Annotated in this window: 19 protein-coding genes; 12 read left to right on the top strand and 7 right to left on the bottom strand. The window is 71.9% G+C overall.

Going from position 1 to position 22,282, the window contains the following annotated elements; genetic code table 11:
* Positions 1-2 precede the first annotated feature (2 nt).
* Both OG379_RS03245 and OG379_RS03240 read left to right on the top strand, forming a co-directional pair.
* Positions 3-1,034 carry a FecCD family ABC transporter permease gene (locus tag OG379_RS03245; RefSeq protein WP_405668396.1) on the top strand — a complete coding sequence of 344 codons (1,032 nt, stop codon included), beginning with the start codon at positions 3-5 and terminating at the stop codon, positions 1,032-1,034.
* On the top strand, positions 1,031-1,861 hold the full coding sequence (locus OG379_RS03240) for an ABC transporter ATP-binding protein (RefSeq protein ID WP_405659045.1): 831 nt from the start codon (positions 1,031-1,033) through the stop codon (positions 1,859-1,861). The genes OG379_RS03245 and OG379_RS03240 overlap by 4 nt, the downstream gene beginning before the upstream one ends.
* A gap of 57 nt (positions 1,862-1,918) precedes the next feature.
* On the opposite strand, the gene OG379_RS03235 is transcribed toward OG379_RS03240, so the two are convergent.
* Positions 1,919-2,929 carry a PRC and DUF2382 domain-containing protein gene (locus tag OG379_RS03235; protein WP_405659042.1) on the bottom strand — a complete coding sequence of 337 codons (1,011 nt, stop codon included), beginning with the start codon at positions 2,927-2,929 and terminating at the stop codon, positions 1,919-1,921.
* Between the two features lie 338 nt (positions 2,930-3,267).
* Here OG379_RS03235 and OG379_RS03230 point away from each other — a divergent pair, with 338 nt between their 5' ends.
* Together OG379_RS03230 and OG379_RS03225 are read left to right on the top strand one after the other, a co-directional pair.
* Positions 3,268-3,891 carry an adenosylcobinamide amidohydrolase gene (locus OG379_RS03230; protein WP_405668394.1) on the top strand — a complete coding sequence of 208 codons (624 nt, stop codon included), beginning with the start codon at positions 3,268-3,270 and terminating at the stop codon, positions 3,889-3,891.
* A gap of 48 nt (positions 3,892-3,939) precedes the next feature.
* On the top strand, positions 3,940-4,833 hold the full coding sequence (locus OG379_RS03225; protein ID WP_405659040.1) for an NAD(P)-dependent oxidoreductase: 894 nt from the start codon (positions 3,940-3,942) through the stop codon (positions 4,831-4,833).
* A 13-nt stretch (positions 4,834-4,846) separates the two neighbouring features.
* Here the strand turns inward: OG379_RS03225 and OG379_RS03220 are convergent, their stop codons facing one another.
* From OG379_RS03220 to OG379_RS03205, 4 genes are all read right to left on the bottom strand, one after another.
* Positions 4,847-6,103 carry a sulfite oxidase gene (locus OG379_RS03220; RefSeq protein WP_405659037.1) on the bottom strand — a complete coding sequence of 419 codons (1,257 nt, stop codon included), beginning with the start codon at positions 6,101-6,103 and terminating at the stop codon, positions 4,847-4,849.
* Positions 6,104-6,167: 64 nt separating this feature from the next.
* The gene (locus tag OG379_RS03215) at positions 6,168-7,328 is read right to left on the bottom strand and encodes a homoserine O-acetyltransferase (protein WP_405668392.1); all 1,161 of its coding nucleotides are present in this window, start codon (positions 7,326-7,328) and stop codon (positions 6,168-6,170) included.
* On the bottom strand, positions 7,325-8,686 hold the full coding sequence (locus OG379_RS03210) for a bifunctional o-acetylhomoserine/o-acetylserine sulfhydrylase (RefSeq protein WP_405659035.1): 1,362 nt from the start codon (positions 8,684-8,686) through the stop codon (positions 7,325-7,327). The genes OG379_RS03215 and OG379_RS03210 overlap by 4 nt, the downstream gene beginning before the upstream one ends.
* A gap of 199 nt (positions 8,687-8,885) precedes the next feature.
* Complete coding sequence (locus tag OG379_RS03205; RefSeq protein ID WP_393754600.1) at positions 8,886-9,758, bottom strand: RNA polymerase sigma factor SigF; 873 nt, start codon at positions 9,756-9,758, stop codon at positions 8,886-8,888.
* A 487-nt stretch (positions 9,759-10,245) separates the two neighbouring features.
* Between OG379_RS03205 and OG379_RS03200 the strand changes: the two genes are divergently transcribed.
* The 3 genes from OG379_RS03200 (at position 10,246) to OG379_RS03190 (ending at position 13,704) form a co-directional block, all read left to right on the top strand.
* Entirely contained in the window at positions 10,246-11,112 is an 867-nt protein-coding gene (locus OG379_RS03200) for a GNAT family N-acetyltransferase (protein ID WP_405659033.1), read from the top strand.
* Positions 11,113-11,137: 25 nt separating this feature from the next.
* Positions 11,138-12,337, top strand: coding sequence for a PP2C family protein-serine/threonine phosphatase (locus OG379_RS03195; protein WP_405659031.1), 1,200 nt, complete (start codon positions 11,138-11,140; stop codon positions 12,335-12,337).
* Between the two features lie 149 nt (positions 12,338-12,486).
* Positions 12,487-13,704, top strand: a complete 1,218-nt coding sequence (locus tag OG379_RS03190; protein WP_405659029.1) for a cytochrome P450 — start codon at positions 12,487-12,489, stop codon at positions 13,702-13,704.
* A gap of 60 nt (positions 13,705-13,764) precedes the next feature.
* Here OG379_RS03190 and OG379_RS03185 read toward each other — a convergent pair whose 3' ends face one another.
* A complete protein-coding gene (locus OG379_RS03185; RefSeq protein ID WP_405659027.1) occupies positions 13,765-14,160 on the bottom strand; it encodes a DUF6355 family natural product biosynthesis protein in 396 nt (131 codons plus the stop codon).
* A gap of 310 nt (positions 14,161-14,470) precedes the next feature.
* Here OG379_RS03185 and OG379_RS03180 point away from each other — a divergent pair, with 310 nt between their 5' ends.
* The 5 genes from OG379_RS03180 (at position 14,471) to OG379_RS03160 (ending at position 20,571) form a co-directional block, all read left to right on the top strand.
* Complete coding sequence (locus OG379_RS03180) at positions 14,471-16,048, top strand: purple acid phosphatase family protein (RefSeq protein WP_405659025.1); 1,578 nt, start codon at positions 14,471-14,473, stop codon at positions 16,046-16,048.
* A gap of 113 nt (positions 16,049-16,161) precedes the next feature.
* On the top strand, positions 16,162-16,434 hold the full coding sequence (locus OG379_RS03175; RefSeq protein WP_393754588.1) for a hypothetical protein: 273 nt from the start codon (positions 16,162-16,164) through the stop codon (positions 16,432-16,434).
* Between the two features lie 270 nt (positions 16,435-16,704).
* Positions 16,705-18,402, top strand: a complete 1,698-nt coding sequence (gene abc-f, locus OG379_RS03170) for a ribosomal protection-like ABC-F family protein (RefSeq protein WP_405659022.1) — start codon at positions 16,705-16,707, stop codon at positions 18,400-18,402.
* Between the two features lie 118 nt (positions 18,403-18,520).
* Positions 18,521-19,321: an alpha/beta fold hydrolase gene (locus OG379_RS03165; protein ID WP_405659019.1), complete on the top strand. Its 801-nt coding sequence runs from the start codon at positions 18,521-18,523 to the stop codon at positions 19,319-19,321.
* A complete protein-coding gene (locus OG379_RS03160; protein ID WP_405659016.1) occupies positions 19,318-20,571 on the top strand; it encodes a PP2C family protein-serine/threonine phosphatase in 1,254 nt (417 codons plus the stop codon). Before OG379_RS03165 ends, OG379_RS03160 begins: the two co-directional genes overlap by 4 nt.
* A 114-nt stretch (positions 20,572-20,685) precedes the next feature.
* Here OG379_RS03160 and OG379_RS03155 read toward each other — a convergent pair whose 3' ends face one another.
* Positions 20,686-22,080, bottom strand: a complete 1,395-nt coding sequence (locus OG379_RS03155; protein ID WP_405668390.1) for a glycoside hydrolase family 76 protein — start codon at positions 22,078-22,080, stop codon at positions 20,686-20,688.
* Between the last annotated feature and the right edge of the window lie 202 nt (positions 22,081-22,282).

Raw genomic sequence — 22,282 nt, 5'->3', positions numbered from 1 at the left:
CGCTGACCGCCCCCGGAGCCCGGATCCTGCGCGACGGCGTCCTGTGGAGCGCGGGGGTCGCCCTGCTGCTCCTGTCCGTCGCGGTCGCCGTCACGATCGGACCCGCCCGTATCTCCGTCCCGGACGTCTGGTCCGCGGTGGCCTCGCACCTCGGCCTGGGAGGCGGGCGGCTGACCCCGATCCGGGACGGCATCATCTGGAACCTGCGCATGCCCCGCACCCTGCTCGCCGCGGTGTGCGGGGCCGGGCTCGCGGTGTGCGGCACCGTGATGCAGTCGCTGCTGCGCAACCCGCTCGCGGACCCCTTCGTCCTCGGCGTCTCCTCCGGGGCGTCCACCGGGGCGGTCGTGGTCGTCGTCCTGGGTGTCGGCGGCGGAGCGGTGTCGGTCTCCGGCGGCGCGTTCGTCGGGGCGCTGTGCTCGTTCGCCCTCGTCCTGCTGCTCAGCCACACCCTCGGCGGATCCACCGACCGGGTCGTCCTCTCCGGGGTCGCGGCCATGCAGCTCTTCTCCGCGCTCACGTCCTTCGTCGTGATGACCGCCGCCGACGCCGAGCAGACCCGGGGCGTGCTCTTCTGGCTGCTCGGCTCGCTGAGCGGGGTGGGCTGGAGCGATGTATGGATGTGCTCGGCCGTGCTGGCCGTGACGCTGCTGATCTGCCTCGGCCACGCTCGTACGCTCGACGCCTTCGCCTTCGGCCAGGACGCCGCGGCCGCCCTCGGGGTGCACGTGGGGCGCACCCGGATCGTGCTGCTCTGCGCCACCGCGCTCCTGACGGCGGCGCTGGTCAGCTCGGCGGGCGCCATCGGCTTCGTCGGCCTCGTCCTGCCGCACGCCGCCCGGGCGCTGACGGGTTCGGGGCACCGGCGGCTGCTGCCGGTGACCGCCCTCGCCGGAGCCGTGTTCCTGGTCTGGGTCGACACCCTTGCCAGGACCGTCCTCGACCCGCAGGAGGTCCCGGTCGGTGTGGTCACCTCCCTCATCGGGGTGCCCGTCTTCGTCTTCATCCTCCACCGCACCCGGAGGAGCGCGTGAACCGGACAGCGGTCCCCGGCGACGGCCTGCGGGCCGACCGGGTCAGCAGGGAGGCCGGCGGGCGGCTCGTCCTCGACGGAGTGAGCATCGCGCCGCCGCCCGGCACCACCGTCGGGCTCCTGGGGCCCAACGGCTCCGGCAAGACCACGCTGCTGCGGGTGATGGCGGGCGTACTCGCCCCCGGCGCCGGCGTCGTCACCCTCGACGGCCGCACGCTCGCCGAGACCGGCCGGCGAGGCGTGGCCCGCCGCGTGGCCGTCGTCGACCAGCACGCGGTCACGCAGGTCGACCTGAGCGTGCTGGACGTCGTACGCCTCGGCCGCATCCCGCACCGGCGGGCCTGGTCCGCGCCCGGGCCCGAGGACGACGCCGCCGTGCGCGAGGCCCTGGCGCGCACCGGGCTCGCCGACCGTGCCGCACAGTCCTGGCACACCCTCTCGGGTGGTGAGCGGCAGCGGGTGCAGATCGCCCGCGCCCTCGCCCAGCAACCGCGTGAACTCCTGCTGGACGAACCCACCAACCACCTGGACATCCAGCACCAGCTGGAGCTGCTCTCCCTGGTCACCGCGCTGCCCGTCACCGCGGTGGTCGCGCTGCACGACCTCAATCTGGCCGCCATGTTCTGCGACCGGGTCACGGTCATGAAGGAAGGCCGGGTGGTCGTCGGCGGAACGCCCTCGGAGGTGATCACCGAGGAACTCATCGCCGATGTCTACCGGGTACGCGCGGTGGTCACGCCGGAAGGGCCCGACGGGCGCCCCTCCGTGCGGTTCCTGCCGGGAGAGGCCGTCCACCGGCGGCAGTGCGACGAGAGGGCGGGCCCGTGAACCACCCGGGTCCGCCCCTCGCTTCTGTCGCGCGGCCTTTCGCCGCTGTGTGAGGGGTCAGCGACGACGTCCCTGGCCGAACTCGCCGCCCATGTCCTTGCCGCTGCCCATGTCGTCCTTGCCGTCCGCGTAGTCGATCTTCTCCTTGCGGAGCTCGGCGGAGACTTCCTTCTGCTCGGTGACCTTGCTGGTTTCGAGACGGACCCGTTCCACGGGGACAGCCTCCTTGCGGACGGTGGCTCGTTCGGCGTGCAGGGTGACTTCGACGTCCTGTTCGCCGAGGTCGTTCGTGCCCTTCACACCTGTGACCTTCTCGCCCGGCTGCAGAGGCTCGCGCACCACGCGCACCTCCTCGTGGGACACCGGCACCGTCCGCGTGACGCTCTCGGTCACGACGTACTTGTGCAGGCGTGCCTTTCCGCTCTCGTACTCCTCCGTGCCGACCTGGAGCTGCTCCTCGGACCGGACCATCTCCTCACGGCCGCCGGCACCCGCGGCGGACCGCTCGGCTCCGGCTCCGGCGAGCGGGCGGGACGTGGAGGAGGTCTCCGTGTCGCGGTGCCTGCCCGCACCGGTGGTGCCCATGCCGGCGGTGGTACCGGTGGTCTTCGCCTGGCCGCCGGAGGTCGTGCGGGCGGTGCCGGCCGCACCGGCTGCCCCGGCCGCACCCGCGGCACCCATGGCTCCCGTTCCGGTCCCGGACGTCGTGCGCGCGTCGCCGCCCGCTCCGGCGCGTCCGGTGGCCTTCCTGGTCATCCCGTAGTGCCGGTACAGCTCCTCCTCCTCCGATACGGAGAGGTGCGCGTCCGCGTCCACCCGGGGGGCGTCCTTGACGCGGTCCTTCGGATGCGAGACGTGCAGGTCGGAGCCAATCCGGCGGGCTCCGGCAAGCGGAACGAAGCTCTCCTTCATGCCGAACATGCCGGTCTTGACCGTGATCCAGTCGGGCTTGCCGGTGTCGTCGTCGACGTACACCCGCCCCACTGTGCCGACCTTCTCTCCGTCGCTGTCGTAGACGGTCAGACCGTCGAGTTCTCCGGAATCCGTGAAACCGTCAGCGGCTCCCATGGCCGATTCCTCCTCGCCCGGGCGCGTCCTGCGGTTGGGTCCAGCAGGGGAGGCGCGTCCGGCTTCCATCGCGCCTCACCCGGTTGGACGGTGCAACTTCCCGGCCTGGGCGGCGAGCGGCCCGGGACACCGGGGAGGGGCGGTGGCCCCGTTCCACGCGGCTATCGGCCCCACTGCAGGCGTTACGCCATTCGAGTGAGCACTCGCCCGGGTGCGCCTGCTGTGCGGTCCTGGCCCGCCCGTATGATCGACGCCGCTGCCGACGGTCGGCAGGCTTCTCACGGGGGTGCGTCATCGGATCCGTAGTCATCCGTCCGCCTCGGCAGCGGGGTGAGCTGCTGGCCCGGCGGGAGGACGGCCTCGGGCTGCACCATCTGGTCTGGCGGCTGGGGCCCGGCTGGCGGGTGTGCAGCAGCGCCGTGCTCGGCGGCGGGATCGGCCCGCGGGCCTGGATCCTGAACGCCCAGGTGCCCGGCGGCTACCCCCGGCTCGACCCCGACCGGCACCTCGCCGAGATCGCGGCGGCCGAGGCGCTCGACGGGCCGGGCGCGGGACTCATGACCGCCGCCGACGTCACCGCGTACACCGTCGCCGACGACGGCGGAGTGACCGCGACCGTCACCAGCGGCCTCGGCGTACGGGGATGGGCCGCGGCCCCGGCCGAGGGCACCGACGGGCCGAGGCCGCCGGGAACCGTCAACATCGTCGTCACCCTCCCCGTGGCGCTCTCCGATGCCGCCCTGGTCAACGCGGTGGCCACCGCCACCGAGGCGAAGGTCCAGGCGCTCGTGGACGCCGGACTCGACTGCTCAGGGACCCCGACCGACGCGGTGTGCGTCGCCGCGCCGGACCCGGGAGGACAGCCCGGTGAGCCGTTCGCCGGACCGCGTTCGCGCTGGGGCGCACGACTCGCCAGAGCCGTGCACCGCGCCGCCCTGGAGAGCGCCCTGCGGCAGTCTTGAGACCCACCGGTCCCGAGACCAGCCCGCACCGACGAAGGGAACCTCCCCATGACCACCGCATCCACCGCCGACGCCGCCCCCGGCACGCCGACCGTCGCGGTCCTCGGCACCGGGATCATGGGAGCCGGGATGGCCGGCAGCCTGCTCAGGCAGCAACTCCCCGTCAGGGTCTGGAACCGCACACGGTCCAGGGCCGAACCGCTGGCGGCCCACGGCGCCACCGTGACGGACACGCCCGAGGAAGCGGTACGCGGAGCCGACGTCGTCCTCACCGCCCTGAACGACGGCCGAGCCGTGGCGGAGACGCTCACCGCCGCCACGCCCGGTCTGCGTCCGGGGCAGGTCTGGCTTCAGAGCGCCACCGTGGGCCTCGACGCCACGACCGACCTCGCCCACCGGGCAGCCGGGCTGGGGCTGGTCTATCTGGACGCCCCGGTCTCCGGCACGAAGCAGCCCGCGGAGCAGGGCACGCTCACCGTGTTCGTCTCGGGCCCCTCGAGCGCCCGCGCCACCGCACTGCCCGTCCTGGAGGCCATCGGTCAGCGCACCGTGTGGGTCGGTGAGGAACCGGGGGCCGCCACTCGGCTCAAGCTCGTCGCCAACACCTGGGTGATCAACATGGTCAACAGCGTGGCGGAGTGCCTCAACCTCGCGGAGGGACTCGGGCTCGACCCGCAGCTCTTCCTGGACGCCATGAAGGGCGGCCCGCTGGACACGCCGTATCTCCAGGGCAAGTCGGCGGCGGTGCTCTCCGGCGATCTCAGCCCGAGCTTCGCGCTCTCCACCGCGCTCAAGGACTCCCGGCTGATCCTCGACGCGGCCGAGGCCTCCGGAGTGACGCTCGACCTGGTCGCCGCCTCCGCCGAGCGGTTCACCCGGGCGGAGGCGGCCGGACACGGCGGCCAGGACATGATCGCCACGTACTACGCGGGCCGGTCCTGACGTCCCTCGTCGGTCAGACCACGGTCACCGGGTGCCTCACCACCGCGTCGAAGAGATAGCCCTGCGTGTTGTGGGCCGTCGTCTCCGGCTGGGTGCGTCCCGCCCGGTCCGTGGCCCGCGCGAGCAGCACCCCCGGGCCGGGCGCCGTCGGAACCCAGTCGGCGGTCCAGCGGACCCAGCTCCCGGCCCGGGGCTCGTCGCGCAGCCGTGCGCGGCGCCACCGGACGCCACCGTCGGTGCTGACCTCGACCGAGCGCACCGGTGCGCCGCCCGACCAGGACCGGCCCGTGAGCAGATGCCTGCGGTGGGCGGCGAACGTCGCGCCGGGTGCGACCTCGAACGCGCTCTTGAGCGTCTGCCGGGTCAGCGGCGCGCTGCCCTCGGGCGGGTACCCGGGGCCGAAGAGCCTGTACAGGCCCGTGTTCCACGGGCTCAGCAGCGGCTCCGCGCTCACCTCGATGTCGCCCACCCACTTGATGTTCGCTATGCCCACCCAGGACGGGACGATCAGCCGGACCGGTGCGCCGTGGTCGGGCGGCAGCGGCTCGCCGTTCATCTCGTACGCGAGGAGGACGTCGTCCAGGGCCTTCGCCACCGGGAGGGGTCTGCGCACCCGGCCCAGGTTCGTCCCGTCGCTGACGACCTCCGCGTCAAGGCCGCGCGGCAGCACGTCGACAGCGTTCCGGCCGATGCCCGCCCGGCGTAGCACATCGGCGAGCCGCACTCCACGCCAGCGCGCCGTGCCGATCGCGCCCAGGGTCCACGCGGTGCCGCTGACCTGCTGTCCCTGCTGCGAGGTGAAGTAGCTCCGGCCGTTGCCCGCACACTCGACGAACGCGGTGCGGGAGACGGACGGCAGGGCGCGCAGGGCCTCGTACGAGAAGTCCACCGGACCGCCGGTCAGGCCGCTGCCCCAGACCGTCAGCTTCCAGTCCGCCGCGTCGATGACCGGGGTCGCGGTGTGGTTGCGGACGAAGAAGCGGTCGGCGGGGGTCAGCAGCCCGGTGTCCCGCAGCGCCGAGAAGTTCGTCTCGGCGTTGGTGCCGCGCACCGTGAACAGCTCGGGCGGCAGGGGCTTGACCACGCCCGCCAGGGACTGCGCCGCGTGCGCGGGGGAGGCGGCGGCCGGGATCAGCGGGGCCGCGACCGAGGCCGCGGCGACCAGCTTCAGCAGATCGCGGCGGTCGATCCCCGCGGATCTCGCGCCGCCGCGGGTCCATTGGCGGAGCCGCCTCCGGTCGTACGCGGCTTCGGACGGTGCGGCACTCATGGGCGCTCCAGGGGAAGAGGTCTGCGGTCAGGTCGGTCGGGGCGGGAATCGGGATCGGGCCGGTTCAGCCGTCCGGGGGCAGCAACTCCCTCACGAGAGCGCCCACCTGCTCGGTCTCGATGAGGAACCCGTCGTGTCCGTGAGGTGATTCGATGATCCGGAGCCGGTCGGCCCCGGGCAGCAGCGCCGCCTGCTCCGCCTGCTGCGCCGGTGGATACAGCCGGTCCGAATCGATGCCCGCGACCAGGGCGGGCATGCCGGCCCGGCGCAGTGCCCGCGCGACACCGCCACGGCCCCGCCCCACGTCGTGCGCGTTCATCGCCTCGGTGAGCACCACATAGCTGCCCGCGTCGAAGCGGCGTACCAGCTTGGCCGCGTGATGGTCGAGATACGACTCCACCTGGTAGCGCCCTCCCTGCGAGGGCAGTTCACCGGGCTGCGGCCGCCGGCCGAACCGTGCGCCCAGTTCCGCCTCGCTGCGATACGTGACATGGGCGATCCGCCGGGCCAGCCCGAGCCCCTGGTGGGGGCCCGAACCGGGTGGTGCGTCGTGGTAGCCGCCGCCCGCCCAGCCCGGGTCGTTCCGGATGGCGGCGATCTGCGTGGAGCCCCAGGCGATCTGTTCGGCCGAGGACGCGGCGGGAGCGGCGAGCACCAGCAGCGATCCCGTACGGCCGGGACGGCTCACCGCCCATTCGAGCGCCCGCATGCCGCCCATCGAACCGCCGATCACCGCGGCCCACCGTCCGATCCCCAGGGCATCGGCCAGCAGCGCCTCGGCCGCCACCTGGTCGCGCACCGTCAGGTAGGGGAAGTCCCCGCCCCAGCGGGAGCCGTCGGGCCGCCGGGAGGACGGACCCGTGCTGCCCTGGCAGCCGCCCAGGACGTTCGGCGCGACGACGAACCAGCGGTCGGTGTCCAGTGCCCGGCCCGGTCCGATCAGCGCGTCCCACCAGCCGGCCGACGGATGCCCGGGCCCGGCGGGGCCCGCCGCGTGACTGTCACCGGTCAGCGCGTGCAGCACCAGCACCGCGTTGGCGCCGTCCGGTGTGAGCCGGCCCCAGGTCTCGTACGCCAGCCGTGCCCCGGGCAGCGTGGCACCGGACTCGAGGCCGAACGGAGCGTCGAGCGTCACCCACGAGCGGCGGCCGGGCGGGTCCCCCTCCCGCCGGCCTCCGGAAGCCGGCGGGAGAGGGAGCGAGGGCGGCGCGAAGACGCGGTTCAGGACGCCGCCTTGGCGGCGCGGAACCCTGCCTCCAGATCCGCCTTGAGGTCGTCCACGTTCTCCAGGCCCACGGAGAGCCGCACCAGCCCCGCGGTGGCTCCCGTGGCGGCGAGCTGCTCCTCGGTCAGCTGGCTGTGCGTCGTGGACGCCGGATGGATGATCAGGCTCCGCACGTCACCGATGTTGGCTAGGTGGCTGAACAGTTCGACCGCGTCCACGAACCGCTTGCCGGCCTCCACCCCGTCCCGGAGTTCGAAGGCGAGCACGGCACCGGCGCCGCGTGGCAGGTAGCGCCGGCCGGTCTCGTACCAAGGGCTCGACTCCAGGCCGGCGTAGTGCACCGCCGACACCTCGTCGCGGCCCTCCAGCCAGCGGGCGAGCGCCAGGGCGTTGGACGTGTGCCGCTCCAGACGCAGGCTCAGCGTCTCCACGCCCTGGAGAAGGAGGAAGGCGGAGTGCGGCGAGAGCGCCGGCCCGAGGTCACGCAGCAGCTGGACCCTGAGCTTCACGGCGAACGCGCCGTGTCCGAGGTCCGGCCAGTACCGCAGGCCGTGGTAGCTGGGGTCCGGGGTGTGGAAGTCCGCGAAGCGCCCGGCGTGGGCGCCGAAGTCGAAGGTGCCGCCGTCCACGACGACCCCGCCGATCGTGGTGCCGTGCCCCCCGAGGAACTTCGTCGCCGAGTGGATCACGATGTCCGCGCCGTGCTCCAGCGGACGCAGGAGGTAGGGCGTGGGAACGGTGTTGTCGACGATCAGCGGGACCCCCGCGCCGTGCGCCACGTCCGCCACGCTCCGGATGTCGAGGACGTCACCCCGCGGATTGCCCAGCGTCTCCGCGAACAGTGCCTTGGTGCCGGGCCGGATCGCCGCACGCCACGCCTCGATGTCGTCGGGGTCCTCCACGAACGACACCTCGATCCCGAAGCGGGGGAGCGTGTGCCGGAACAGGTTGTACGTACCGCCGTAGAGGGAGGCGGAGGAGACGATGTGGTCGCCGGCGCCCGCCAGCGTCAGCAGCGCGAGCGTCTCGGCCGCCTGGCCGGAGGCGAGCGCGACGGCGGCGACCCCGCCCTCGAGCGCGGCGATCCGCTGCTCCAGGACGTCCTGTGTGGGGTTGTGGATCCGGGTGTAGATGTTGCCGGGCTCGGCCAGCGAGAAGAGGTCCGCCGCGTGCTTGGTGTCCTTGAAGACGAAGGAGGTCGACTGGTAGATCGGCACCGCGCGGGCCCCGGTCGTCGGATCGGGGACCGCGCCGGAGTGGATCTGCTTCGTCTCGAAGGACCACGCGGCCCCGGCTTCCTGCCGGTCGTGGTCCTCAGGGGTGTGTCCCGCGGTGACGGAGTCGACGGGCTGGCTCATGTCATACCTCGCACGGTCGTTCGGGATGTCCGCGCGAGCACGGTGGCGACGCGGCGGCGTACTGGTTACGGACCGTAGAGGCCGCCCGCGCCGGGACGGAAGCCGGTCGCGCACGTGGCCACGAAGCTGCAATGCCGCCGCAACAGACACGCCGGGCCGGCCCCGTCACGGACGGGGCCGGCCCGGCGTCGGCCGTGGGTCAGTCCTGCGTGAACATCCCGCTGCGCAGCTTGCCGAGCATGCGGCTGAGCAGCCGCGAGACATGCATCTGCGAGATGCCGAGCTCCTCGCCGATCTGAGCCTGCGTCATCTCCTGGCCGAACCGCATGTCGATGATGCGGCGCTCACGCGCGTCGAGATCACCCAGCAGCGGGGCGAGCGTCTGGAGGTTCTCCACCGTCTCCATCGCGGGGTCGGGCTCGCCCAGGACGTCCGCCATGGTGCGCCCGCCCGACGCGCGGCCCACCGGTTCCGCGGCGTCGGCCGGCAGGTCGATCGACCCCGCCGTGTAGCCGTTGGCCGCGACGAGGCCCTCGGTGATCTCCTCCTCGTCGAGGCCGAGGTACTCGGCGAGCTCCCGCACCGTGGGATCACGGTCGAGGCCCGTCGCGAGCGTCTCCTTCGCCTTCGCGAGATCCACCCGCAACTCCTGCAGCCGCCGCGGCACATGCACGGACCAGGTGGTGTCCCGGAAGAAGCGCTTGATCTCACCGACGATGTAGGGCACGGCGAAAGAGGTGAACTCGACTTCGCGGGAGAGGTCGAAGCGGTCGATCGCCTTGATCAGACCGATGGTGCCGACCTGGACGATGTCCTCCATGTCGCTGCTGCCCCGGTTGCGGAAGCGTCCGGCAGCGAACCGTACGAGGGAGAGATTCATCTCGATGAGGGTGTTCCGGGTGTACTGGTACTCGGCGGTGCCCTCGTCGATCTCCCGCAGGGCGTCGAAGAAGAGCTTCGACAGCTTCCGTGCGTCCCGGGGGGCGACCTGTCCGGCGTCCTCGATCCAGGGGAGCCCGTCCGGGGCACCTGCCCGTTCCGCAGCGGCGGTCTGTGCAGTGTGCAGGGTCATCCCGTCACGCTCCTCAGATTGCGGGCCCTGAGGTGTATGCGCCTTCCCGATGGCCCGCAACTCATGCCGACGGAAGTTGATTTGAGCCACAGTCATGCCCGGATTGGCCGAGAATGACCGTGGTCACCCTCGGGCCGCGACGGCGGAGCTCCGTACTCCACGGGAGCACCGCGGGGGGCACGCAGAACCGCCCCACCGGTACGGGGGAGCCCGGTGGGGCGGTCGTATCCAGAGTGCCACAGGCCGAGGTCCGTTGGGGCCGTATCCCGCGCAGTGGTGCGCGATTCGCCGGACCGGCCGCGTGTTCGTACGCCCTGCCCCACCCGCCGGTCCGCCGGGCTCCTTTGCGACACCACGGCGGCAGGACGCCCTGGTGAGCGCGTTGATTGCATGTGTGTGAACGGTCCGGCCGCCCGGGAATAGAAGCGGGCCCGCCGGCCTTCCATCCCTGTCCCCGGCCGCCGACACCATCGGAGTGAGAGAGTCCATGCCCGAGGCCACATCCCCGCTCACGAACCCGCCCACGTCACGGAGCACGGACCCGTCCACGCCGCGTACGACGGACCCGTCCACGGCGAGGGTGCCCGGCCCCGGTGCGGAGACCGAAGGGCCCCACCCCCTGGACAACCCCGCGCGCGCCTCGCTGACCGGCCCGCACTCCCACTTCGCCGAGCGGCGCGGCCGCATCCTGCGCTACCGCCCCGACGTCACCCCCTGGCTCGCTCTGCCGGACGCGCCCGACGCGCAGGACTGGGCCGACGTCGCCGCACTCGCGGGGCCTGGCGCGCCCGTCACCCTCACCGCCTTCCGCGAGCCCCCGCCCGCCGACTGGGAGATCGTCTTCCACGCCGAGGGCGTCCAGCTGGTGGACGACTCGGTGGACGCCGCCCCCGACCCGGAGGCCGTGCTGCTCGGCCCCGCCGATGTGCCGGACATGCTGGAGTTGGTCGAGCGCACCCGTCCGGGCCCGTTCCTGCCGCGCACCGTGGAGCTCGGCACCTATCTCGGGATCCGCCGCGCCGGAGTCCTGGTCGCGATGGCGGGGGAGCGGCTGCACCCGCCCGGCTGGACCGAGATCAGTGGCGTCTGCACCGACAGCTCCGTACGGGGCCAAGGACTTGCGACGCGCCTCGTCAGGGCGGTCGCCCACGGCATCAGGGAGCGGGGCGAGACACCCTTCCTGCACGCCGCCGCGTCGAACACCTCCGCCGTCCGGCTCTACGAATCCCTCGGCTTCACCCTGCGCCGCAAGACCGCCTTCCTCTCGGCCCTCGTCCCGGCGGAGGCGGAGCCGCACGCCGACGCCAGGACCCGGGGCCAGGAGACGGGTAGCTTGGAACACGTGGGGCGTTAGGGACGAAACAGGCGGGAGGCGTGCCGTGGTCATGGGGCTCCGGCGCCCGTCGGCGGCGCGCAGCCTTCCGCTGCCCGGCGTCGATCCGGGAGAGGCCGAGGCGGGCGCCACCCGGATCGCGAACTGGGCGCTCGCTCTGTGGCTCCTCCTGCTGACCGTCGCGGTCGTCCTCCTCGACGCCCTCACCGGTAACGACCTTCCTCTGATCCCGCTCATGGTGGTGCTGCCGGCGCTGGCCTCGGTCTTCTGTACGGTGCGCCAGACCACGGCCGTGGCGGTATGGGTCACGCTGGTCGTCGTCGGATCCCGGATCGCCTCGACCGGGGCCTTCTGGGACGTGGTCTTCCTCATCGGCTTCACCGCCCTCGCCAGCGCCCTGGGCGTCGTCGCCTGTGCCGCACGCATCCGGCACGCCACCGAGGTGGCGAGACTGCGCTCGGCCGCCGTCGCACTCCAGCGCCAGATCCTGCGCCCGCTCCCCGTCGTCACACGGCAGGTCTGTGCACACGGGCTCTACGAGCCGATCGAGGAGGACCGCTTCGTCGGCGGCGACATCTACGAGGTCGTGCAGTCGCCCCATGGGACCCGCGTGATCATCGGCGATGTGCAGGGCAAGGGGCTGCCCGCGATCGGGGCGGGATTCGCCGCCCTCGGAGCCTTCAGGGAGGCGGCGGTCAGGGAGCCCGAGCTCACCGCCGTGGCCGACGCCGTCGAGGACGCCGTCGTCCGGCACAACGCCTTCTCCGCCGAGACCGGTGAGGACGAACGCTTCGTCACCGCCCTGCTGCTCGGTTTCGACGGTGGTGAGCGGGTGCGCGCCGTCAACTGCGGCCATCTGCCGCCACGGCTGCTGTGCGAGGGGGCGGCGTCGGCGGTCGCCCTGCACCGGACCTCCGTGCCGCTGGGGATGGCGGACCTCAGCGGCGATGCGCGCGCGGCCGAGTGGATCGGGTTTCCGCCGGACGCCGCCCTGCTGGTCTTCACCGACGGGGTGACGGAAGCGCGCGACGTGGCGGGCGCCTTCTACCCGCTCGACGAGCGGCTCCGCCTATGGGCGGGGAGTGAGCCGGATCAGGTCCTCAAAGCGCTCCAGGCCGACCTGGAGAGCTTCTCCGGCGGCGTACGGCGCGACGACGTCGCCGTGCTGATCCTGAGCAGACCGCCGGACGGCGGGTGCGCGGCCGTGTCCCCCCAGGGCCCCGCGAGGACCAGCTCCACCGAGTAACACCCGCGCGAAGCAGCCGGCCTCGCCGCCATGGCCCGTGAACCGCACGCCGCCGGCACCGCGCCGACCACGCCGTCGCAAAGTCTGGATCATGAACTCCCGCGCCCCTACGCTCGTCCCATCCCGACCCCCACACGCAGGAGTTACCCATGGGACAGCAGTCCGTCGCGATCGACCCCGCAGGCTGCGACATCCACGGAGAGGCGGACACGCTCCGTGCCCAGGGCTCGGCCGCACGGGTCGAACTGCCGGGTGGAATCACGGCCTGGGCCCCGACCGGCCACCAGGTCCTCAAGCAGCTGCTCGCCGACGACCGGGTGTCGAAGGACCCCAACCAGCACTGGCCGGCCTGGATCGAGGGCGAATTCCGGGAGACCTGGGTCAACTCATGGGTGGGCGTGACCAATATGTTCACCGCCTACGGTGCCAACCACCGGCGTCTGCGCAAACTCGTCTCACCCGCTTTCACCAAGCGGCGCACCGACGCACTCGCCCCTCGCATCGAGGAGATATCCGCCCGTCTCCTCGACGAGATGGCCGAGTCGGCCACCGGCGGACCCGTGGACCTCCGGGCCGCCTACGCGCACCCTCTCCCCATGGAGGTCATCTGCGAGCTCTTCGGCGTGCCCGCGGACAGCAGGGCGGACACGGCGAGGCTCGTCAGCGAGGTCATGGATACCACGGCGACGCCCGAACAGGCCCTCGCCACCTGGCAGGAGGTCCACGCCCTGCTGGCGGGACTGGTCGCGGCCAAGCGGGAGCAGCCTGCCGACGACCTGACCAGCGTGCTCATCGCCACCCGGGACGAGGAGGGCTCCGGCCTCACCGAGGACGAACTCGTCGACACCCTCCTCCTCGTCATCGGCGCCGGGCACGAGACCACGGTCAACCTCATCGGCAATGCCGCACACGCCCTGCTCACCCACCCGGACCACCTCGGCCGGGTGCGCGCCGGCGACATCCCCTGGAGCGAGGTCGTCGAGGAGACCCTGCGCTGGGCGCCGTCGATCGCGAACCTCCCCCTGCGGTACGCCGTCGAGGAGATCGAGCTGCACGACGGGATCACCATCGCCCGCGGTGACGCGATTCTCGCGACCTACGCCGCCGCGGGCCGCGACCCCGGCCGCCACGGAGGGGACGCGCACCACTTCGACCCCACCCGGGTCGACAAGGACCATCTCTCCTTCGGCCACGGGGTGCACTACTGCATCGGCGCACCGCTGGCCCGCCTCGAGGCGGCCATCGCCCTGCCGGCGCTCTTCGCTCGCTTCCCCTCTCTGCGTCTCGCCGACCCGTCCGTCCCCGTCGCGCAGGTGGAGTCGTTCATCGCGTACGGATTCGGCGCGCTGCCCGTTCGTCTGGGCTGACCCCCTGGAGGTGGCCTGAACGGCCCCGGCCCACCGCGGCGGGCCCCGCCGCGATCCGGCTCAGTGCGGCGTGTGCCCGCTCCGAACTCCGGCCCGGCATCCGGCGCCGCCGATGTAGTACGCGTTGAGGTAGTTCGGACCGGCACCGGGCAGCTGGGTGGGGCCGGGGCCGACACAGAGATGGAAGTCGTTCCCGCTTCCGCCCCCTCTGACGTCGACATGGACCAGCACGGTCGTCTCACCGCAGTGGTTGTACGCGGCGAACTGGGACTCGCGGACGCTGTACCGGAAGAAACCGCACTGTGCGGCAGAGGCCGAGCCGGCCTGCCGCACCTCCGGACCGCGTGCGGATTCAGGGGAGGCCGGAGCCGCGGACGCCACGGTCGCGGCCGCGACGAGCGCGCTCGCCGTCAGTGCGAGGACCGCACGAGCGGAACGGGGCAGGGAGAGCTTCACGGGATTTCCTTACGGTGAGCCATGACGATGGACGACCGGCTGATCGACTGTGCCTGGCGCCATGCGCGCCAACCGCGCGTCGCTCACCGGCAGAAACACCTTAACTCTGGGTACATGAAACGTGACACAATGTCACTCGAAAGTGGTGGGAGGTCACGGGGCGCCGACCGCAGTCACCGTGCCGGGTGTCCCACCTCTCGTCCCACCCGACGACACGTCATGTTCACCATAGGGACTCATGGGGTTCTGTACGTGTAGCGTTCACTCATCCGATGGCGTGCCGTCAGGAATTCCGTGGATGTTTTCGGCCATGGACATCCCCCGTTTCGGAATCCCCGAGAAGCTCGCCGACCGCATGAGCATGGCCGAGCAGCACGAATACCTGCGCGCCCGGCTCACTCGGCGCGGTGTTCTCCGTACGAGCATGGCGACCGCGGCCGTGGCGGGCACCGGTCTGGCCTCGGGCCTCGCCTCCCAGCCCGCGTACGCCGCCGCTCCGGACGTGATCACGTCGCGGGCCCGCTCGACGCAGGTGGACGGATCGCTGGTGGCCCCCTTCGGCCGCCACCTCGCCTACGGGGCCGACGCGAAGACGCAGATGACGGTTGCCTGGCAGGTCCCCTTCGCCGTGAGGCGGCCGTACATCCGGATCGGCCTCGAGCCGTGGGCGCTCAGCCGCAAGATCGACGCGGAGATGCGGCACCTGACGACGCCTCTGCTCAACGACGGCAAGATCGCGGCCGCCGAGCAGTTCTACGTGCACGCGGCCCTGGAGCGGCTGAAGCCCGGCACGACCTACTACTACGGCGTCGGTCACGACGGGTTCGACCCGGCCGACACCCGTAACCTCGGCTCGCTGGGCACCCTCACCACCGCGCCCGCGCGCGCCGAGTCCTTCACCTTCACGGCCTTCGGCGACCAGGGCGTCAGCTACCACGCGCTCGGCAACGACCAGCTGATCCTGGGCCAGAACCCGTCCTTCCACCTGCACGCGGGCGACATCTGCTACGCCGACCCGTCGGGCTCGGGGCAGGCCACCGACTCCTACGACGCCCGCACCTGGGACCAGTTCCTGGCCCAGACCGAGACGGTGTCCAAGACGGTGCCGTGGATGGTGACCACGGGGAACCACGACATGGAGGCCTGGTACTCGCCCGACGGCTACGGCGGCCAGAACGCCCGCTGGACGCTGCCGGACAACGGCCCGGATCCGGTCGGCCAGCCCGGTGCCTACTCCTTCACGCACGGTAACGTGGGAGTGATCGCGCTCGACGCCAACGACGTCTCGTACGAGATCCCGGCCAACTTCGGTATCAGTGACGGCAAGCAGACGCGCTGGCTGGACCGGCGCCTGGGAGAGCTGCGGGCCCGGGACGACATCGACTTCGTCGTGGTGTTCTTCCACCACTGCGCGTTCTCCACGACCAACGCGCACGCCTCGGACGGCGGGGTGCGCGACGCCTGGGTGCCGCTCTTCGAGAAGCACCAGGTGGACCTGGTCATCAACGGCCACAACCACGTCTACGAGCGCACCGACGCGATCCTCAGGAACACGGTCCGGCGCGCGGTCCCGATCGGGGAGCGCACCGACCCGACGCGGGACGGCATCGTGTACGTCACGGCCGGCGGGGCGGGCAAGGCGCTGTACGACTTCCCGGCACCGGACAGCTACGAGGGCCACGTCTCGGACCTCGAGAGCGTGAACACCTACCACGTGGTCAAGGGCGGCGGAAAGGCGACCGAGACCGTGGAGTGGTCCCGGGTCCGCTACACCGGCTTCTCCTTCCTCGCGGTGGAGGTGGAGGCCGGCAGGCACCCCCGGATGAAGGTCACGGCGCTCGCCGAGTCGGGAGAGCGCGTCGACCACTTCGAGATCAGCCGCGGCTGACCTGCGGGGAACGGGTGGGCCGGGCGTGCGTCGGGCGGGACGCAGGGGGTACGCGAGGGTGCGAGACCGGCCCGCCCGTACCAGCATGGGCACATACAGACGGGAGCGACGACATGACCGACCGCAGGCCCCAGGGAACCGCCTACACGGGGGCGACGGGCTGCCCGCCGCCGGTACCCGCCGACATGCCCGACCAGCAGGCGCAGGAGGGCGAGGACGCCCTCGACGTGATCCTTCCGCCGGGTGCGGAACGCCCCGAGACGGAGAACGAAGCCGGTTCCGACGCCGAAAGGCCGGACCCCGACGAGGCCGGCTCGGGCCGCAGCGGCGCCCGCAACGCCGGCGTCCACCCGGAACACCCCACCCCGGACGAGTCGACGGGCTGACCCCGCCCGGCCCCCGGTGGACCGCGGTTCCGGGTCCACCGGGGGCCGCCGCGCCATGATTACAATGGGGGCCATGGGTTCGTACTACTTCTTTCTCTGATTCCCGGCCAGGACGCCGCCGCGCGACGCTGACCGTCGCCGCGTGACCTACCCGGTCACGCCATCGGCCGCAGTCCTTTCGCTGTCCGACACCCTGTCCCGCATGCGCGCTTCCGTCCGTGACGTCGATGTGCGCGCTGCCGAGGACCTGTCATCTCAGGGAAAGCACCCATGTCTCTTCAGCACCCCCGCGCCCAACTGGCCATGACCGACGTCTCGAAGGCATACGGCGACCGGACCGTCCTCGACCTCGTGTCCCTCACCGTCCGGCCGGGGGAGAAGGCCGGCGTCATCGGCGAGAACGGTTCCGGGAAGTCCACCCTGCTCCGTCTGATGGCCGGAGCCGAGACCCCGGACAGCGGTGACATCACCGTCAGCTTCCCCGGCGGCACCGGGTATCTCGCCCAGATCCTCACCTTCGACCCCCGCAGCACGGTCCAGGACGCCGTCGACGCGGCCCTCGCCGGTCTCCGGGCCCTCGAGCGGCTGATCCGCGCGGCGGAGGAGCAGATGTCCGAAGGGAACCCCACCGACGCGCAGCTCGCCGCGTACGGGGACCTGCTGACGGCGTACGAGGAGTGCGGCGGATACCAGGCGGACGCCCGGACGGACGCCGCACTGCACGGCCTCGGACTGGGCCACCTGTCCCGGGGCCGCGCGCTCGGGACGCTGTCCGGCGGTGAGCAGTCCCGGCTGGTCCTGGCCTGCGTGCTGGCCGCGGAACCGGAACTCCTGCTCCTCGACGAGCCCACCAACCACCTCGACGCGGCCGCCGTCGCCTGGCTGGAGGACCACCTGCGCGCCCACCGGGGCACCGTGGTGGCCGTCACCCACGACCGGGCGTTCCTCGAACGGATCACCACCGTCATCCTGGAGGTCGACCGCGACCTGCGGAGCGTCTCCCGGTACGGCGACGGATGGGACGGCTACCGCAGGGCGAAGGCTGCCGGGCGGCGCCGTCGGGCCCAGGATCACCAGGAGTGGCTGGCCGAAGTGGCCCGTACCGAAGAACTCGTGAGCGCGGCCGGCCAGCGCCTCGCCGGGACAGGCAAGGACCCCGGGCAGGGCTTCGGCAAGTACCGCAGGTCGCACGAGGCCAAGCTGTCGGGCCAGGTCAGGTCCGCCAGGACCCGCCTCGAATCGCTGCGACGCTCACCCGTACCTGCGCCACCAAGGCCGCTGCGCTTCACCGCCGACCTCGCTCTCGCCGGTGGGGACGGCTCCCCGGTGGACGGGGACGGCAACCCGTCCCCCCTGGCCGAGCTGGAGGCGGTCCTCGTCGGCGATCGGCTGGACCTGCCCTCCCTGCGCGTCGAGCCGGGCCGGCGGCTCCTGGTCACCGGGCCCAACGGCGCGGGGAAGACAACGCTTCTGCGCGTCCTGGCCGGTGACCTCGCACCGGACGCCGGAGCGGTCCGACGCCGGGGCAGGATCGGCTACCTCCCGCAGGAACTCCCCCTGCGGCCGACCCGCCGCACCCTGCTCGCCACCTTCGCCGCCGGCCGGCCGGGGTTCCCCGAGGAGTACGAGGACGCACTCCTGGCCCTCGGCCTCTTCCGTCCGGAAGACCTGACCGTGCCCGTGGCAGCCCTCTCCATCGGCCAGCAGCGCAGGCTCGCCCTGGCACGGCTCGTTACCCGACCGGCGGACCTGCTGGTCCTGGACGAACCGACGAACCACATCGCGCTCGACTTGGTCGAGGAGCTGGAGGCCGCGCTCGACCGGTACGCGGGCGCGGTCGTGGTCGTGTCGCACGACCGGGCCTTCCGCGGCCGCTTCACCGGTGAACGCCTGGAACTCCGGTCGGGCCGCGCGGTGACGGGCCCGGGAATCCACGCCTCGGAGGGGGCGTGCCGCTCGCGCACGTAGGTACGCAGACGCGCGACGGACACCGCCTGCCCGCCACCGGGAATCGTGATCCGCGCTGGTGGACGGCGGTCGCCCGGCAGACCAGGCCGTGCGGTGCAGGGGGTGTCAGGATGTCCGTATGGACGTGCGCAGGAGAAACCGGGTACGGGTGACAGGCCGGAAGAGCGGCCCGGTGGTGATGCTCGCCCACGGTTTCGGCTGCGATCAGAATCTCTGGCGTCTCGTCGCGCCGGCGCTGGAGGAGCGCTTCCAGGTGGTCCTGTTCGATCATGTGGGGGCGGGCCGTTCCGATGCGTCGGCCTGGAGCGCCGAGCGGTACTCCACCCTGGACGGCTACGCGCAGGACGTCATCGGCATCTGCCAGGAGCTCAACCTCGGGCCCGTCACCTTCGTCGGGCATTCGGTCAGTTCCATGATCGGTGTGCTCGCCGCCGTGCAGGAGCCCGGGCTCTTCGAGAAACTGGTCCTCCTCACCCCTTCGCCGTCGTACATCGACGACGGCGACTACCGGGGCGGATTCAGCGAGCAGGACATCGACGAACTGCTCGAGTCACTGGACAGCAACTACCTCGGCTGGTCCGCGACCATGGCACCGGTGATCATGGGAAACCCCGAGCGCCCCGAACTGGGGGAGGAGCTGACCAACAGCTTCTGCCGGACGGACCCCGAGATCGCCCGGGTCTTCGCGAGAGCCACCTTCCTGTCCGACAACCGGGCGGATCTCCCCGAGGTGACCGTTCCGACCCTCGTCGCCGAGAGCGCGCGCGACACGATCGCCCCGCGTGAGGTGGGCGCCTTCGTCCACGCGCAGATCCCCGGCAGCGAGCTGGTCACTCTGGACTCGACGGGCCACTGCCCCCAGCTGAGTGCCCCCGAGGAGACTGCCGAGGCGATCATCGCCTTCGTGCAGGGGTCGTGACCGTGCACCCGGGCGGCGACGGGACCGACGGATCGTGGCAGGCGGCAGGCCGTGACGAGGAATCGCCGGCGTTCTCCGCTCTGCTGGAGGACAGCGTGGAGGACCTGTACGAGAACGCGCCGTGCGGCTACCTCTCCACGCTGATGGACGGGCGGATCGCCAAGGTCAACGGAACGCTCCTGAAATGGCTCGGCCACCGTCGCGAGGACCTGGTGGGCCACAGACACTTCTCCGACCTGCTGACCATCGGCGGCAGGCTCTACCACGAGACGCACTTCTCACCGCTGCTGCGGATGCAGGGCGAGGTCAACGGCATCGCCCTGGAACTCAGGGCCGCGGACGGCACCCGGCTGCCTGTCCTGGTCACCTCCACCGTCAAGCGGGACGACCACGGAGAACCGCTCCTGATCCGCACCACCCTCCTCGACGCCCGGGACAGGCGTACCTACGAGCGTGAACTCCTGCGGGCCCGGCAGGAGGCCGAGCACGACCGCGAACGCCTGCAACGTCTCGCCACCACCCTGCAGCGCACCCTGATCCCGCCGGCCATCGAACCGGTCCCGGGCATGGAAGCCGCCGCGCACTACCACTTCGCATCCCCCGACGAGGTGGGCGGGGACTTCTACGATCTGTTCCCGCTCGCCGCCGGAGGCTGGGGGTTCTTCATGGGGGACGTGCGCGGCAAGGGGGCGGACGCGGCCGTGGTGACGTCGTTGGCGCGGTACACCCTGCGAGCCGCGGCGGTCTCCGATCCCGTACCGGCCAGGGTCCTGGCCAACCTCAACACCGCGCTCAACCACCAGGTCCAGGAGGACGAACCACTCTTCTGCACCGTGATCTTCGGCCTGCTCACCCCCGAGGAGAACGACGCCGGATTCCATGTCGTCCTGGCCGGCGGTGGCCACCCTCCCGCCGTGCTGCTGCGGTCCGACGGCAGCGCCGACTACCTGCCCACCCCGGGCGGCCAGCTGGTCGGGGTCGTACCGGACGCGCAGTTCACCACCGCCACCCTGGACCTGCGTCCCGGTGACACCCTGTTGCTCTACACCGACGGCCTGACCGAGGCCCGTACCCGGAACCCGGATGAACGCTACGGCGACGAAGCACTCCTGGACTTCGCGCGGTCGCTCGCACCCACCTCGGCGCCCGGTGCCGTCAGGGCGCTCACCGCACTGCTGGACTCCTTCGGTGAGGGGCTCGACGACGACACCGCGCTCCTGGCGATGAGCGTGCCCCCGCGAGAGCGGTGAGGGGACGGAGCGGGCGGCCGACGCCACGGCCGTGGGCAGAAGAGCCCACCGCGAGCTTCTCCACGGCCGGATTCATGACCGGAAGCCCGGCCACCCTGCGCCGGGCCCGAACCGTCAGCCGGCCGCGTTGAGGAGGTCGAGGGCGCTCTGCTGGCAGCCGTGGCCCGTGGTGCCGGAGCCGCCGGCCCAGTGCGGTCCGTACTGGTCGAGGGGGTTGCGGTCGCGGGAGTACGCGGTGTTCGCCCAGCCCGTCAGGGTCCCGGTGTACGGGTGGTCGCCGAGCTGGGTGTTGAGCCGGCCCAGTCCGCGGACGTAGGCACCCTTGAAGCTGGCGCCGTCATCGGTGCAGGCGTCGCTCTCGCTCGGCTCGCGCGGGACCCCGTCGGTCTGCAGCCGTACGGTCGAGGCGTCGGCCAGGGCGCGGGCGGTGGTCAGCAGGGTGGAGTCGCCGGTGGCCCGGTACAGCTCGGTCAGACCGCCGAGTACCACGCCCTGGTTGTACGTCCACGTCGGCTGGCCGTTGTTGGCGCACGCGTCGCTGAGACCGTCGTTGATCATGTTGCTGCTGTTGATCATGCCGCTGTTCCGGAACCACGACCACTCACTCCTCGCCCGGTCCAGATACGTGGTGTCGCCGGGGATGCGGTTGTGCAGGGCGGCGGTGAGCTGGAGGAACAGCTCGTTGGTGATCGCGTTCTTGTAGTTGCCGCCGGTGTTCCACCGCACTCCGCCGCCGCAGGTGCCGTTCCAGTTGGCCCACATGTGGTCGGCGTCGGCGCGGGCGGTGTCGAGGTAGCGGCTGTCGCCGGTCAGGTCGTACGCCGCGACCCATGCCAGGCCCCACCAGCCGGTGTCGTCCAGGTACTCGTTCCTGAACTGCCCGCCCTGCGCGGCGATGTTCTTGTCGTACGTCTGGGCGATGGCGTACGTGTAGCTGCCCATGCCGGTGATCCGGGCATTGTCGATGATCGCCGTCAGTGCGTTGGCGCCGGTCCACCACCCGTTGCCGCCGAACAGCTTGGTGGTGCGGTCGTACGACATCATCAGCGCGGTGGCCGCCGCGGTCCGCCGGTCGCCGGCGTTCCAGGTGGTCCGCGCCCACGGTGTGCACGCGATGGCACCGGATGCCTGCCCGCAGGCCCGCAGAGCTCCGACGCCCTGGGTGTTCCAGTCGTCCACGTTGTACATCTGGGTCCGCCAGCCGCTCCGGCCGGACGGGACCGTCGTGTTGCCGAGCCGGCTGCCGTCGGCCCAGGTGCGGCCGCCGTCGAAGCTGCGGTCGAGCCAGACCTCGTCGCCCGCGGCGCCGTTGTCGATGGACGCCCAGCCCATGGCGTCGGTGTCGTCGAAGTGCAGCACGACCGAGCGGCCCGAGAGTGCGGCCGTTACCGGCTGCCGGTCCTGAGGGCTCAGGCCCGGATCCCGGGCGTCGCAGTACTTGTTGCACAGCGCAGTGGGAACCGCCGAGGCGGGCGCCGGTGCGGCCATCCCGATGGATAACGTTGTCATGACGACGAGGAAGACGCCGAGGGCAGTTCTGCTGAGGTTCATCGAGGCTCCCGAGCCGATCGGACGTGGGGGACTGGCGGCGCGACGAGACGGGCGCGCGCCAGGGAGTCAGGTCGGCGCGTGCTCTCGAAGCTAGCCACAGCCTGACTTCCCGTCAATGAACCGGATGTCCGGCGGCCGGAGCCATGGCTCTGTGCGCGAG

The sequence above is a fragment of the Streptomyces sp. NBC_01166 genome (genome assembly GCF_045039765.1).
Classification (GTDB): Bacteria; Actinomycetota; Actinomycetes; order Streptomycetales; family Streptomycetaceae; genus Streptomyces.
This window is presented reverse-complemented; position numbering and strand designations above follow the sequence as displayed.

Coding starts and splice junctions, on each gene's coding strand:
- OG379_RS03235 (WP_405659042.1), bottom strand. CDS start 2,929: ATGGGAGCCGCTGACGGTTTCACGGATTCCGGAGAACTCGACGGTCTG.
- OG379_RS03225 (WP_405659040.1), top strand. CDS start 3,940: ATGACCACCGCATCCACCGCCGACGCCGCCCCCGGCACGCCGACCGTC.
- OG379_RS03220 (WP_405659037.1), bottom strand. CDS start 6,103: ATGAGTGCCGCACCGTCCGAAGCCGCGTACGACCGGAGGCGGCTCCGC.
- OG379_RS03210 (WP_405659035.1), bottom strand. CDS start 8,686: ATGAGCCAGCCCGTCGACTCCGTCACCGCGGGACACACCCCTGAGGAC.
- OG379_RS03205 (WP_393754600.1), bottom strand. CDS start 9,758: ATGACCCTGCACACTGCACAGACCGCCGCTGCGGAACGGGCAGGTGCC.
- OG379_RS03200 (WP_405659033.1), top strand. CDS start 10,246: ATGCCCGAGGCCACATCCCCGCTCACGAACCCGCCCACGTCACGGAGC.
- OG379_RS03190 (WP_405659029.1), top strand. CDS start 12,487: ATGGGACAGCAGTCCGTCGCGATCGACCCCGCAGGCTGCGACATCCAC.
- OG379_RS03180 (WP_405659025.1), top strand. CDS start 14,471: ATGGACATCCCCCGTTTCGGAATCCCCGAGAAGCTCGCCGACCGCATG.
- OG379_RS03175 (WP_393754588.1), top strand. CDS start 16,162: ATGACCGACCGCAGGCCCCAGGGAACCGCCTACACGGGGGCGACGGGC.
- abc-f (WP_405659022.1), top strand. CDS start 16,705: ATGTCTCTTCAGCACCCCCGCGCCCAACTGGCCATGACCGACGTCTCG.
- OG379_RS03165 (WP_405659019.1), top strand. CDS start 18,521: ATGGACGTGCGCAGGAGAAACCGGGTACGGGTGACAGGCCGGAAGAGC.
- OG379_RS03155 (WP_405668390.1), bottom strand. CDS start 22,080: ATGACAACGTTATCCATCGGGATGGCCGCACCGGCGCCCGCCTCGGCG.